The sequence below is a fragment of the Pseudoalteromonas sp. S3431 genome, from assembly GCF_000690035.1.
In the GTDB taxonomy this organism is placed as follows: Bacteria; Pseudomonadota; Gammaproteobacteria; order Enterobacterales; family Alteromonadaceae; genus Pseudoalteromonas; species Pseudoalteromonas fuliginea.
This window is the reverse complement of record NZ_JJNY01000007.1, coordinates 46916-60052: the sequence shown is the minus strand read 5'-3', so window position 1 is coordinate 60052 and position 13137 is coordinate 46916. Positions and strand designations below refer to the sequence as shown.

The 13137-nt window shown below is 39.4% G+C and carries 12 protein-coding genes and 1 pseudogene; 7 read left to right on the top strand and 6 right to left on the bottom strand.

What is annotated here, in order from left to right:
- Positions 1 to 43 precede the first annotated feature (43 nt).
- Positions 44 to 292, top strand: coding sequence for a TIGR03643 family protein (locus tag DO88_RS16110; RefSeq protein WP_033038018.1), 249 nt, complete (start codon positions 44 to 46; stop codon positions 290 to 292).
- A 114-nt stretch (positions 293 to 406) separates the two neighbouring features.
- Positions 407 to 1486, top strand: a complete 1080-nt coding sequence (locus tag DO88_RS16115; protein ID WP_033038015.1) for an endonuclease/exonuclease/phosphatase family protein — start codon at positions 407 to 409, stop codon at positions 1484 to 1486.
- A 197-nt stretch (positions 1487 to 1683) separates the two neighbouring features.
- Here DO88_RS16115 and DO88_RS16120 read toward each other — a convergent pair whose 3' ends face one another.
- The 5 genes and pseudogenes from DO88_RS16120 to DO88_RS16140 form a co-directional block, all read right to left on the bottom strand.
- Positions 1684 to 2556: a hypothetical protein gene (locus DO88_RS16120; protein ID WP_050482416.1), complete on the bottom strand. Its 873-nt coding sequence runs from the start codon at positions 2554 to 2556 to the stop codon at positions 1684 to 1686.
- A gap of 72 nt (positions 2557 to 2628) precedes the next feature.
- On the bottom strand, positions 2629 to 2961 hold the full coding sequence (locus DO88_RS16125) for a DUF1493 family protein (protein WP_033038013.1): 333 nt from the start codon (positions 2959 to 2961) through the stop codon (positions 2629 to 2631).
- 373 nt (positions 2962 to 3334) lie between these two features.
- Positions 3335 to 4384 (bottom strand): annotated as a pseudogene (locus DO88_RS16130) (IS91 family transposase); the annotation flags it as partial.
- Complete coding sequence (locus DO88_RS16135) at positions 4381 to 5214, bottom strand: tyrosine-type recombinase/integrase (protein WP_033038011.1); 834 nt, start codon at positions 5212 to 5214, stop codon at positions 4381 to 4383. The pseudogene DO88_RS16130 and the gene DO88_RS16135, both read right to left, overlap by 4 nt.
- Positions 5215 to 6073: 859 nt before the next feature.
- Positions 6074 to 7450 (bottom strand): NAD-dependent succinate-semialdehyde dehydrogenase, encoded by a 1377-nt coding sequence (locus DO88_RS16140; RefSeq protein WP_033038010.1) that lies wholly within the window; start codon positions 7448 to 7450, stop codon positions 6074 to 6076.
- A 199-nt stretch (positions 7451 to 7649) separates the two neighbouring features.
- On the opposite strand from DO88_RS16140, the gene DO88_RS16145 reads away from it, so the two are divergent.
- Positions 7650 to 8690, top strand: a complete 1041-nt coding sequence (locus DO88_RS16145; RefSeq protein ID WP_033038008.1) for an NAD(P)H-dependent flavin oxidoreductase — start codon at positions 7650 to 7652, stop codon at positions 8688 to 8690.
- Positions 8691 to 8768: 78 nt separating this feature from the next.
- Here the strand turns inward: DO88_RS16145 and DO88_RS16150 are convergent, their stop codons facing one another.
- A complete protein-coding gene (locus tag DO88_RS16150; protein WP_008137549.1) occupies positions 8769 to 9284 on the bottom strand; it encodes an NUDIX hydrolase in 516 nt (171 codons plus the stop codon).
- Positions 9285 to 9567: 283 nt separating this feature from the next.
- Between DO88_RS16150 and DO88_RS16155 the strand changes: the two genes are divergently transcribed.
- From DO88_RS16155 to DO88_RS16170, 4 genes are read left to right on the top strand one after another with little or no spacing between them, the layout of a single operon-like run.
- Complete coding sequence (locus DO88_RS16155; protein ID WP_007377040.1) at positions 9568 to 10908, top strand: sigma-54-dependent transcriptional regulator; 1341 nt, start codon at positions 9568 to 9570, stop codon at positions 10906 to 10908.
- Positions 10909 to 10966: 58 nt separating this feature from the next.
- The gene (locus DO88_RS16160) at positions 10967 to 11158 is read left to right on the top strand and encodes a histidine kinase (RefSeq protein ID WP_033016122.1); all 192 of its coding nucleotides are present in this window, start codon (positions 10967 to 10969) and stop codon (positions 11156 to 11158) included.
- A gap of 28 nt (positions 11159 to 11186) precedes the next feature.
- Positions 11187 to 12671 carry a sensor histidine kinase gene (locus DO88_RS16165; protein WP_008137547.1) on the top strand — a complete coding sequence of 495 codons (1485 nt, stop codon included), beginning with the start codon at positions 11187 to 11189 and terminating at the stop codon, positions 12669 to 12671.
- Positions 12672 to 13133 carry a response regulator gene (locus DO88_RS16170; RefSeq protein ID WP_007377037.1) on the top strand — a complete coding sequence of 154 codons (462 nt, stop codon included), beginning with the start codon at positions 12672 to 12674 and terminating at the stop codon, positions 13131 to 13133.
- Positions 13134 to 13137: the final 4 nt, after the last annotated feature.

Genomic DNA, 13137 nt, shown 5'->3' with positions numbered 1-13137 from the left:
AGTAAATATAAAAAGCGTATTAACACAATTTGAGCAAATCTAAATGTTTAACACAGAGCAACAATCACGAATTATAGAAATGGCATGGGAAGACAGAACCCCTTACGAGGCAATAGAACAGTTATACGGATTAAAATACCCGCAATTGGTGGTTTTTATGCGTGAAAATATCTCAAATGGTAGCTTTAAAGTTTGGCGTAAACGCCATGCTGGTCGCAAAACAAAACACTTAAAACTACGTGACCCTGCTATTATGCGTAGTCACTGTAAAACACAATATAAACAGCGATGAGTTAGCTTAAATTTTAATGGCTGGCAATTTCATTCGTTGTTCATACCCGTTTGTTAAACTCATAAATTAATTCCAGTTATTAAATTCACTAAGTTAACTTATAAGGATATTAAAATGCTCATTGCGCTGGCTATCATCATCGGCTTTTTTTTACTGGTTACCTTGTTACCTATGTCTTACAGCCAACACTATTTAGTGCGTAGTTGCGACTTTGTGCGCTTACAAGTGTTTTATATTGCCAGTTTAGTCACTGTTACTTCGTTATTTTTATTATGGCAAAGTAGCGCAATAGGCTATGTATTTATAGCCTTAACCTCATTGCTTATAATGATTTTACAAGGTAAATGGATTTACCCGTATACGTGGCTTGCTAAAAAAGAAGTGCAAAGCGCACCTAAGCACATCGACCATAGCATACGAATTATGTCGGCAAATGTACTTATGTCGAACCATAAAAGTGAGCAGTTAATTAGCCTTGTTGATGAGCATCAACCCGACCTACTCATTACGCTTGAGAGCGATAGCTGGTGGGAAAATAAATTATCAGTCATTAAAAAAAATTACCCATATTACATAGAATGCCCTAAAGACAATCGTTACGGCATGCACTTATACAGCAAGTTTAAAATACTCGATGCACAAATATGTGAGCTAATAGAAAAAGATATTCCCTCAATTCATATTTTGTTTGAAAACGATGAAGGCCTACAAATGCAAGGGCACTTTATTCACCCCGCACCACCAAGCCCAACCGAAGAAGACTCATCGCGCCCGCGCGACTCGGAGCTAATAATGGTCGCTAAAGCGCTTAAAAACCCAACACGACCTACCATAGTTGCCGGTGATTTAAATGATGTAGCTTGGTCGCGCAGCACCCGCTTGTTTATGCAAATAAGTGGCTTTTTAGACCCTCGAAAAGGCCGAGGTTTTTATAATACTTTTCATGCAAGTTACTTTTTTATGCGCTGGCCACTCGATCACTTATTTCACAGCCCAGGTTTTAAAGTAAAGCGTATTAAGCGCCTAGCTAAATATGGGTCTGATCACTTTGCGCTACTCACTGAGCTTATCTACGAAAACGCTAATCAGCAATCATTAGAAACTAAATCCGATGAACTTAAGCAAGAAGAAATTCAAGAGCTTGCCATGAGTAAAGCAGACAAGCGAAAAGTGCCAAGATTTGAGGAGAAGTGATAGCTATTAGGCAGTGTAGGTCGGATAAGCGAAGCCACGCCATCCGACAAAAATAATGAATTGGCTAGCAACAACACGACTACCACGTTTATGTTGTCGAGTGGCTAGAAAGTGCCAATAGCGGACGTTCGTAACGACTCAAGCAGCGGCGCACGTTAGCGCGTCCAGCCACGTAGTGGCGATGCTGCCTTGACTTGTTACATGTATGATATTAGCCATTGCCATACCTCCCCTAAATCAATCAATGCGGGTGAAGTAATTAAACCTGATTGAAATGCAGCGAAAAATGCCAAAATAGCAGTAAGCCTAAGCATCCAAGTATTAGAAGATTCAGCATCTTTAGCTCTGGCAGTTTCTATTTGATACTGTTCAAGAGTTGATACGGCTTTCCCGGTTATAAAATATTCAAGTTTGCCACCGTTACGTCTAAGCTCGCCAGAAGCCTCAAATGACGATAAATATAAATCCATCTTTTTCCGCAACTCTGATCTCTGAGGGTGAAGGTACCACCTGAGAGAATACATATAGCTCATAAGATCTAAAGAACTAAATGCCTTTTCGGGCTCCTCGGATTGTTTTGCAATTATTGCTTCTAGAATTGACATTCGTTTGGGAAGCTGAAGTTTCTTTTTATTAAAGAAGAACTGCGGAACAGAATGCTTTGCTAGAGCAAAAATAGATTGGAGCCTATAAAATTTTGTCCACTCATGAATTGCGAAGTCGATTAACCCTGTGTATGTATGTGTAATGAGGCCGTGATAATGTTCAATCCTGATATTTAATCCTTTCGTTAGATTGAAAGGAATAGATGCATCGGTGCGAAAACCACCTCCCTCAAAATGGCTGCCACTTAGACAGTTATCATCAATAGAGTTAACCAGCATAATTGGGATATTGCCTTCATATAAACTGATCGAATAGCAATTGACTTGCTTACCGCTATCACCTGTTCTTGGAATGCGAGTTGGGCATGGCTTTGTTAGTAAGCTCTTTAAAATCCATTTCTGCAATTTATTCATATGATGTGGATTACTTTGTATATGTAACTTTTCAATAACGGGCGCAGACATGTGGGGCATAATGGCGCAGCCGCCCCGCGTGTATGCGTCCCAGCGAACGAAGTGAGTGAGTTTATTGAGTTGTTATACAAGTTTTTCAAAATCACCTTGTTCACAAGCATTGACTAAATCAGCTACAGTAAATCTTTCCTTTTTCCTTACTAAATGCTCGTCTTTTAACTTTAGCTTACGAAACATATAGAAAGCTCCCTTGTAGCAAGGCTCTGAGCTGAAATAATCTGTGAATTTCAAGTTGCATAGATCTAAGTTAAATTGTTCATAACAACGCTCAAAAACTTCCCAAGCGTCATCGCCGTCGATATTCAAATCGACTAAAAAAGTACTGTCCATTGAAATCGATTCAATAGGCAAATTCATTTCTTGTGAAATTATTTCTACCACTTTATCTCTAATCATCAGCTACTTGTATAACACTTTAGTATTTATGCGACACGCAGTTTGTGTTGCATAATCGCTTGTTGGACTGAGGCGCTACCTGCTCGGTGTGTCAGAGTTGGTGTTGTTTATGCTATGGGAATTTGCTTTTTAGAGGCTCTAGCTAAATCAGCTAATTTAATAAGCTTACCTATTATAATTTAAGCTTTCCCTGCATTGCTCAGCGTTTATTATCTATTCATTAAACCGAATGTTTAACCGTTAAGCAAGGATATTTTTCGCTCGCACAGTCGCTATTAGCCTGAGCAATTAAGCAGGTTAACTTATTGATTTGATGCAGCAAGCAAGGCTGCTGACTCGTTCGCGCTATTTTATTTGTCGCCTCATCTAAATTCATCACACCAATAAATCGTAAGGTACCCGTCTTGCATGACTGGCAAGACCAATGGGGTATTAATCGTTCTTGCTCTACCTTCGGCTTCACCGCTTTGCATGGGGTTGCTGATACTTGAGCCTTTATTAACCCTAACTTTCGCTTGCGACACGCATTAGCTAAAAAGCCATAGTGACGAATGCGCATAAACCCTTTGGGCAATACATGTTGTAAGTAGCGCCGTAAAAATTCATCACAACTCAGAGTCATGACTTTATCGCGGTTGTTATCTGCATAATCGCGGTATTTAAAGCTCACTGTTTCTTCAGTCGCTGACACTAATCGCGATTCTGACATCACGCCTTTTCGGGTATAACGAGCAAGGTAACTAACTAGCTTTTCACTGTACGTTAAACAGGCTTTGCTATACACGCACCATTTGGCTGGCGTACTTATCTTCGCTAATGAACTATCGCATTCATTGAGCGCCGCGAGCATTTTCCCTCTAAACACTGTTGATAATGCTTTAACGGGGTATAAATAGCCTTTTTCTATTTCATGCCATTGCGCTTTATCAAGCGCACCTGCGGGTATCAAGCAATGCAGGTGAATATGCTGACTTAAGTTCTGCCCCCACGTATGCAGTACGCTTGTCATACCTAACTGACCATGCCTCTTTCGTTTCGCAAATTTACACAGCGTTTGCCATGCGACTTTAAATAAACAGTGATACAACGCGTTTGGGTTGTAGTGCGCAATGATATTTAACTCATGCGGGAGCGTAAAAACAAGGTGGAAATACCGACACGGTAATAAATCTTCCTGCTGTTTTTGCACCCATTTAGCCGTAGCCATCCCTTGGCAACGTGGGCAATGACGGTCTCGACAACTACACCCAATTTGTTGTACTTCACTACAGTTATCACATTGCCATGCTTGATAACCGAGCTGACCCGTTCTGCATGATTGAAGGTGTTGGCAGACTCGTAACTGCTGATAACTCATTATGTGGTGCTGCCGATAATTCCCAAGGCCAGAATTTAAAATATCAGCGAGGTGCAAGCCGCTCATTGGTTTCCCCAACTTGCGAGTAAATCAATACCACCATGCCCTAATTCAGGTAACCAGTGTAAGTAACTTTGCGTGGTTCTAATGTCACTGTGACCAAGCTGATGTTGAAGTTGATGAAGCGGCATCCCTAACTCAAGTTGATGTGTTGCATAAGCATGGCGTAATACATGTGGATTACAGTGCTTTAAACCACACATTTGTGCATGTTTTTTCAATGCCTTTCTGAAGCTTGAGGGTGACATAGGTTTATCCATTAACCATCGTGAATAAAACATCCAGCCCGTTGGGTGATACATTTTCCAATAGCAACGTAATTGATTTAGCACGCTATCTGATACAACAACATAGCGTGACTTATCTCCTTTACCCTGTTCAATTAAAATGGTTTTACGCTGTCCATCGATGTCTTGCACTTTGATGCGCAGCAGTTCGCCAATACGCAAACCACATCCATAACACACCACTATCAATGTTTTTAAGCGCATATCCGTGCAACTTTCTATAAGTCGTCGAATATCATCACGCGATAAATAAGTAGGTGCCCGAGGTTTTGCTTTAGGCAAGGCTATGTCTAAGTTCAGTGGGCGGTGTAAAATATTCTTAAACAAAAACCAAATGCTGTTTATTTGTATTTTTTGACTCGCTCTGGAGAGCTTGCGAATGGCGGGATCTTTAAAAAAGATATTCAGCTCATCATCAGTAATTAAATCGAGTGGTTTATTAAAATAATGGCTGAGTTTAAGTAAATGCTCGCAGTAACTTTTACAGGTACTTTGTGAATAACCACGGTAGGCTATTTCAATTTTGACTTGTTCAATGAGTGTATTCATGACTTACCTCCAAATATGGGATAACCCCAAGGTAAGTGTGGCTCAAATGGTCAGAATAGGATCTCCGCGTAGCGGATTAGTTCAACAATTTAATAGTGCGCTCATCGCGCATATTTCTGCCGACTAGACGCTTATTCATCTACTTTTAACAAATAACCTAAAGCATTACTACCAAAAGTTTTTTAAAGCTTTAAAGTAAAGTTTAATAGAACAATATGCGCGCGTCGCTCATTTTCATGGATATATGCGCAAAGAGCAGTTTGACCAATCAAGAACTACGATATTTAGTCAACCTCAACGTCAGCTCATCGCTCATTGTTGCCTGTCAGATTAAGTCTATCCGTTTAGTATTAGCTACTACAATAAGTTGTTGGCTCTGTGGTTAATAAAGTTTATCGGGCTTTACGGACTTAAACTATTTGAAGAGCATCATAGGGTATTTTCTTTCATAGTATTCGCTATGTTTATGTCTTTAAATACACGGCTTAACAGGTTTGTAAGCGTAATTTAAAATAGCGACAAAAGTAGCGTGCTTACATTTTTATTAAATAAGCTAAATTGTGAATTGAGTTTTAAATTATTAAAATTTAATGAAGTAGCAATGGTTAGTTTGTAACTTTTTATTTTGAAGGATATTTAATTCTCAAAAGCGCGATGTAAAATCGCACCTACGAATATATCCAAAATTCGGTACTATCACTTACTAAAAACCAAGTATTGTCTCCTGAAAACTACTTTCTAAAGCTATAAATAAAAAAGCCTAAAAGTGGTTACCCACTTTTAGGCTTAATAATTTTTGTATTTTAAACACGTATTAAAAATCTTTATTTAAAACGCGTATTTCATTTATGTAGCTAAATTAGCTGGCGATCATAATGCTTTTAACATTTACGAACTCACGCATACCAAAGCCGCCATGTTCTCGTCCGTAGCCACTGCCTTTAACGCCACCAAACGGTAAGTTAGGTTGTGCTAAACCGTAGCCGTTAATGTTGATCATGCCGGTGTCAAAGTGCTTTTTAGCGAGCTCAATGGCTTTTTTCTCATCTTTTGAGAAAATACCACCGCCTAAGCCATAGCGAGAGTCGTTGGCGATTCGCATTGCGTCGTCGTTGTCTTTGGCTTTAATAAGCGAAGCAACTGGACCAAATAATTCGTCGTCGTAAGCAGGCATACCTGGCGATAAATTATCAAGTAGCGTTGGTGGGTAGTAGTAACCCGTTTGCGATGGTATTTCGCCGCCCGTTACTATGTTTGCACCTGCTTTTACTGACTCCATTACTTGGTCGTGAATGCCGTCGCGTAAATCTTCACGTGCCATTGGGCCTAAGTCTGTGTCGTCTGCCATTGGGTCGCCCATTTTCATGGCTTCAAACTGCTCTTTTATTTGCGCTTTAAAGTCATCGTAAAGTGACTCAACAACAACATAACGTTTAGCTGAAACACATGTTTCGCCATTGTTGATCATGCGCCCGGTTACACAGGTTTTAACTGCAAGCTCTAAATCGGCGTCATCAAGTACTAAGTAAGCGTCGTTGCTGCCCAGTTCTAACACTGTTTTTTTAGCGTGTTTACCCGCTTCTTCAGCTACTTTTTTACCTGTGGCATCACTACCCGTAAAGGTTACGCCGCTAATTGCCTTGTGAGCAATGAGTGAGCTGGCGGTTTTACCATCGATGAGTAAGTTGTTGAAGCAGTACTCTGGGAAACCGGCTTGCTTAAATAGCGCTTCAATTTTTTCAGCCATGCCAAATACGTTACCAGCATGCTTTAATACGGTTGTGTTACCTGCCATGATGTTAGCGGCGCTGTAACGAATTACCTGATAAAGCGGGAAGTTCCACGGTTGAATACCCAGTAGTACACCCGTTGGTTGGTAGCTAATGATTGCACGGCCGCCATCCATCTCGCGATCTTCATCGGCAAGTACTTGTGGGCCGTTTTCAGCAGTATAACGACAAATGCCTGCGCACAGCTCAACCTCTTGTAGGCCTTGCTTGTACACCTTGCCCATTTCTTCGGTCATAAGTTTTGCAATCGCTTCTTTTTGCTCTTCAAAAAGTGATGCTAAGTTATTTAAATATTTCGCGCGTTCAGCGAATGACGTTAAGCGCCATTTTAAATATGTTTCGTGAGATTTTTCTATTTCCTGCTCCGCTTCTTTTTGAGAAAGCAGTGTATAGGTTTCAATGGTTTGCTCAGTTGCGGGATTAATCGTTTTAACTGTGTTACTCATTTATATCTCCTTACTAATTATGTATAGGTAGTAGTGCAAAACGAACACCAACTATTTAAAGATATAAAATTAAGTGTAACCTATTGTTATTTGTAGTTTTTTGTTTTTATTTGTGAGTGTGCTTATTTTTTATTTAGTTAGTTTTCTGATATGTTCTGTAAATAATGCAAGTTGCAGAAAAAATTACATGGAGAATAAAATGATACGGACACTTTTTGATATTTCAGTTGCGCTAATACAAGCGCCTATGGCAGGTGTGCAAGATGCCAACTTAGCTGCGAGTGTTTGTGAGGCTGGTGGGCTTGGCTCATTACCATGTGCGATGCTTTCTAATCAGCAGCTTATCGAACAGCTAGAGTTGCTTAGCCGCTCAACCAGTAAACCTTATAATCTTAACTTTTTTTGCCATTCAACCTTGCAATATACCAAGCTGCAAAAACAACAATGGCATTCATTATTAGCCCCTTATTTTAATGAATACGCGATTGCTGAAAGTAGTTTAACGGACGAAGCTTCTCGACAGCCAATAAATCAAAGTGTTATCGATATTATTGCGCCTTATAAACCTGCCGTGGTGAGTTTTCATTTTGGTTTACCTGCGCCTTCTTTGCTTGAACAAATTAAAAGTTGGGGAACAAAAGTCATTTCTACCGCAACAACTGTTGAGGAGGCTAAATGGCTTGCTGATAATGGTGCAGATGCTGTTATTGCCCAGGGCTTAGAAGCGGGCGGACACCGTGGTCATTTTTTATCTATGGATTTAAGTTTGCATAAAAGTACGGCTGAACTAGTGCAAGAATGCGTTGCGCACGTATCAGTTCCTATAATTGCTGCTGGTGGAATTGCAACTGAGGATGATGTAGCACATATGCAAACATTAGGCGCATCAGGGGTACAAGTTGGCAGTGCGTATTTACTCTGTAATGAGGCAACTACGTCAAAGCTTCATCGTGATGCTATTTTAGCTCAACAAAAAGATAGTACCGCGCTTACTACGTTGTTTTCAGGTCGTGCTGCGAGAGGCGTTTGTAATCGCGTTATGCAAGAGCTTGGTGCAATACCTGCACATGTGCCACCATTTCCTTACGCAAGTATTGCAATAACGGCTTTAAGAAGTAGGGCTGAATTGCTAGGTGGTAGTGGCTTTTCACCTTTGTGGTGTGGTCAAAAATACATTCCAAGAGAGAACATTAGCGCAGCTCAGATTACACAAATATTAATGCAAAAATGGTCTGTATAAATGCGTAGCTGTAAATAGTTGAACGCATGTTAGCTACGCAGGTAAAAGGGCGTATAAGTAATTAAGCGTGAGTCGTAATTAAAAAAGTTGTTTAGCAATCTTTTTGAGTAAATAGGTTTCACGAAGGATCGATAACCCTTGCTTTTCACTATTTGCTAACGTGCGTTCGTTGTGTGCGATTGCATCGCTAATATTAACCCATTTAGCGGTCATTCCATTTTGCTGTTCGTAATGCTCTAGTTGTGTTTTACCCAGCTCGTCGGCAATATTACAGACGTAGCAATACGATTTGATATGGATAATATCAAAGTCCTCTTTATACCAAGGGCGATACTCTTCATAGAGTCCAAAAGCTTTAACTACACTTATTTGTTGTGCACCGGTTTCCTCGCTTAGCTCACGTATTAAGCCTTGTTCAATACTTTCGCCGTCATCTACTCCACCGCCTGGCAGGCTGTAGTCTTCATAACGATTTGTATACATTAAAAGTATTTTATTATTTTTAGTAACAATGGCACGGGCTGTTAAGCGGGTAAAAATAGTGCCTTCATTAATATTAATACCAGAGTGAATCAAGGTTTTTAATTGCTGCATTTCGTCTCCTTTTTAAGTTTGTAATGATAACAGTTGCTACCATTGTATAAATAGAAACGATTTTAATTATTTTTTAGGGTGTGTTCCTTTTTCGAGATTAAAAAAATTCAATCTTGAAATATTACCACGCCTAGTGATCGATTTTTTTAAGCATACGTAAATATTAAGTTGGTAATATAAACGCAGTGAATCACTTAAGTTAATTCAGGTTATTAGATTCTAGGCGTGACTTTAAATTTGTATTTAAGGTGCGTAGAATAATAAAAAAGCATAGGGATTTATCATGTTAAACATACTTTTAGTTGATGATGACGTTGAGTTTAGTGACGTTGTTTGCCACATAGTCGAATTCCTCGGCCATAATATAAACACCGCAACCAGTTTAAAAGAAGCACACCAATGGTTTGAAAATAATACTTTCGACCATGTGCTGCTTGATTTTATGTTACCTGACGGCAGCGGTTTACACCTACTTGATCATTTGAAAATGATTGGTCAATCTCCAAAAATTACACTTATATCGGGCCATCCTTCAGTTAAGGGGATTTTAGCTGAAATGTGTGAGCCTAATGTTGGGCATTTATTAAAACCATTACAGCGAGAAGACTTAGAGCTGGTTTTAAATGGGCCTAAAAAAACAGCTAAAAAAGTAAAACCCAGTGGTATTACGCGCCACTTTGGTAGCTTAATCGGTGAATCAGAGCCAATGCAAAAACTCTACACCATGATTGAACGTGTTGCTAAAACAAATGCTAACGTGATGCTAATGGGAGAAAGTGGCGCAGGTAAAGAAGTGGTTGCTCAGGCTATCCATAACGCTAGCCAGTGCGAAGGTCCATTAGTTGCAAGTAACTGTGGTGCGCTTTCAAAAGAGTTAATTGGTAGTGAATTATTTGGCCATGAAAAAGGCGCATTTACCGGTGCTATAGCGCGCAAGGAAGGTGTGTTTGAACAATCTAACGACGGTACTTTATTTTTAGATGAAGTAACTGAAATGCCGATTGATATGCAGCCAAATTTATTGCGTGTACTTGAAACTAAAAAAGTAACGCGTGTTGGTGGAAATAAAGAGATACCCACCAATTGCCGAGTTATTTCGGCGACGAATCGCTCGCTTATAGATTTAGCGCAAAATAATGTAATTCGTGAAGATATTTATTTTAGGCTGGCTGTTTTTCCTATCGATATACCGCCACTTCGCGATCGTAAAGAAGATATTCCACTTTTAGCTAAAGCTTTTTTAGAGCAACTAAATGATGAAAATGGCACTTCATTTAGTTGGAAGAGTGAACAGTTAAAAGAGCTGCAAAATTATGAATGGCCGGGTAACGTTCGTGAAATTCGCCATGCGATACATCGTGCATTTATTATGAGCGATCCGCAATCAAGTGAAATTACACTGCCTGATAATTTAGAGTCACCTTTTTCTCGGGTTAATAATAAAACCGCTGAAAAGCAGGTATCGGCAGGGCAAACAATCGAAGAAGTCGAAAAAGAACTTATTCATGCCACGCTTGATAAAGTACAAGGTAATAAAACGCTTGCAGCCCAAATGCTGGGTATTAGTACAAAAACACTTTATAACCGCCTTAATGCGTACGGTGGGATTGGTGAATACAAGTAATTTAAGTTCAGGTTAAATAAAAGGAAATAGAGTGTCTGAAGAAAATAACGAAGCCATAATGCTTAATAAATTAGTTCATGATGCAAGAGCCCCGTTAAATAGAATCTCAATGAATGCGGAGCTAATTAAATTAGTGTTGGAAAACGATATGCCCAAACAAAAGGCACTCGAGGCCCTAGATAAAATAATTTTAAACTGTCAGCAGTGCAGTGAGAGTTTACAAAATATTACAGAGCATAATAACGGTTAGTAAATTCAACTAAGGCATTTATACATCTATGAGCAAGCAAAAACAGCAAGGTAAAGCGAATGTTACATGGGCCGCTTTTATAGTCGTAGTACTAAGTATTATTGTGGGTAATGCTTTTTTGGCGTTAAATACTATTCAGGGGTTAACGCAAACCCAAAAGAGTTTAGACAACACCAGCATGCTAACCACTGCAATTGAGCAACTGCATTTGTCCATAGTGCAAGCTGAGTCAGGACAGCGTGGCTATTTATTAACAGAAGAAGATGATTATTTAACACCGTATTATGATGCTATTGGGCAGTTAGAAGCACAAACTAATCATGTAAAGTCACTTCGTTCTGAAATTGATGGTCAAGCTGAGCGAATTGCTGAGTTGTTACTGCTTGTTGAGCGTAAAATACGTGAATTAAAGAAAACAGTTAATCTTGCATTAGATGATAAAGAACGACGTGCGTTAAATATAGTTAACACACATAGCGGTAGAGACCTATATAAGCAAATTCGTGAACATATTAATGAAATTCAAGACCGTGAATTACTCTTTAAGGTGAGTCACTTTTCGAAATTAGCAAAAATAAAAAATGAGGCAAAAATTACCTTTGCCATTACAGCCATAACAAGTGCTTTGCTTATTATTGGTATGTTTATTATGACCAGACTTAATTTAAGAAACGCGGCGCAATATAGGCTAGAACTTGAAAATCAAAATGAAACATTAGCAGGTAAAGTGTCTGAGCGTACGCAAGAGTTAACCCTGTATTCTGATGAGCTAAGCCGAAGTAACCGAGAACTTGAAGAGTTTGCTTTTGTGGCAAGTCATGATTTACAAGAGCCGCTTCGAAAAATTCAAGCCTTTAGCGACCGCCTCGAAACCATGTTTAAAGATGAACTGGGTGAAAAAGGGATGGATTATATTGGCCGTATGAAAAATGCGGCGCAACGCATGTCTAACTTAATTAACGATCTATTAGAGTTTTCACGCATTACAACGCGCGGTAAAGACTTCGCTGATACAAATTTAAACGAAGTGGTAAGCGATATATTAAGTGATTTAGAAATTGCGATAAAAGAGTCTAATGCACGAGTAGATGTAGAAGACTTGCCGGTTATTCAGGCTGATAAAAGCCAAATGCAGCAACTATTTTTAAATCTATTGTCGAATGCGGTTAAATTTAGGCATCCGGATGTAAGCCCACACATAAAGATTAGTTATGTGCATGAGGATATTTTTAGTGCTGATCATAATACGCATTTAAGTTTCCAAGTTATTACTATAAAAGATAATGGCATTGGTTTTTCACAAGACTATGCCGACAAGATATTTGTTCCATTTCAGCGTTTACATGGTCGTTCACAATACAAAGGGACTGGTATTGGTCTTTCTGTATGTCGGCGTATTGTAGAGCGTCACGGTGGAACAATTACAGCCCAAAGTAAAGACGGTGAAGGTGCTACCTTCGTTATAAAACTACCTGTGGAAGCTGCGCTTTTCACATTGCAAGGAGAGGCTTAAATGCCCTATTCAAAAGTAAAACCGATTACTATTTTAATGGCTGATGATGATGAAGATGATCGTTTGCTAACACAAGATGCCCTTGCTGAAAGCCGTGTACTTAACGAGCTTCACTTTGTTGAAGATGGTGTTGAGTTACTTGAATATTTAGAGCGCAGAGGTAAATTTGAAGATAAAGCTGTGTCGCCACGACCAGGACTTATATTGCTTGATTTAAATATGCCAAGAATGGATGGCCGTGAGGCACTTGAGGCCATTAAATCAAATCCCAACTTGAAAGGTATTCCGGTTGTTATTTTAACTACGTCTAAACAAGAAGAGGACATGGTTAAAGGTTACAACTTAGGCGCTGCATCGTATATAACCAAACCCGTGACGTTTGATGGCTTGGTTGAGCTAATGAAAACGCTAGGAAAGTATTGGGTAGAGTTTGTAGAGCTGCCGACAACTTTTAACGATTAAAGGA

What these genes read in the sequence shown, in the direction of transcription:
- DO88_RS16110 (WP_033038018.1), top strand. Translation starts at nt 44, where the DNA reads ATGTTTAACACAGAGCAACAATCACGAATTATAGAAATGGCATGGGAA.
- DO88_RS16115 (WP_033038015.1), top strand. Translation starts at nt 407, where the DNA reads ATGCTCATTGCGCTGGCTATCATCATCGGCTTTTTTTTACTGGTTACC.
- DO88_RS16120 (WP_050482416.1), bottom strand. Translation starts at nt 2,556, where the DNA reads ATGTCTGCGCCCGTTATTGAAAAGTTACATATACAAAGTAATCCACAT.
- DO88_RS16125 (WP_033038013.1), bottom strand. Translation starts at nt 2,961, where the DNA reads ATGATTAGAGATAAAGTGGTAGAAATAATTTCACAAGAAATGAATTTG.
- DO88_RS16135 (WP_033038011.1), bottom strand. Translation starts at nt 5,214, where the DNA reads ATGAATACACTCATTGAACAAGTCAAAATTGAAATAGCCTACCGTGGT.
- DO88_RS16140 (WP_033038010.1), bottom strand. Translation starts at nt 7,450, where the DNA reads ATGAGTAACACAGTTAAAACGATTAATCCCGCAACTGAGCAAACCATT.
- DO88_RS16145 (WP_033038008.1), top strand. Translation starts at nt 7,650, where the DNA reads ATGATACGGACACTTTTTGATATTTCAGTTGCGCTAATACAAGCGCCT.
- DO88_RS16150 (WP_008137549.1), bottom strand. Translation starts at nt 9,284, where the DNA reads ATGCAGCAATTAAAAACCTTGATTCACTCTGGTATTAATATTAATGAA.
- DO88_RS16155 (WP_007377040.1), top strand. Translation starts at nt 9,568, where the DNA reads ATGTTAAACATACTTTTAGTTGATGATGACGTTGAGTTTAGTGACGTT.
- DO88_RS16160 (WP_033016122.1), top strand. Translation starts at nt 10,967, where the DNA reads ATGCTTAATAAATTAGTTCATGATGCAAGAGCCCCGTTAAATAGAATC.
- DO88_RS16165 (WP_008137547.1), top strand. Translation starts at nt 11,187, where the DNA reads ATGAGCAAGCAAAAACAGCAAGGTAAAGCGAATGTTACATGGGCCGCT.
- DO88_RS16170 (WP_007377037.1), top strand. Translation starts at nt 12,672, where the DNA reads ATGCCCTATTCAAAAGTAAAACCGATTACTATTTTAATGGCTGATGAT.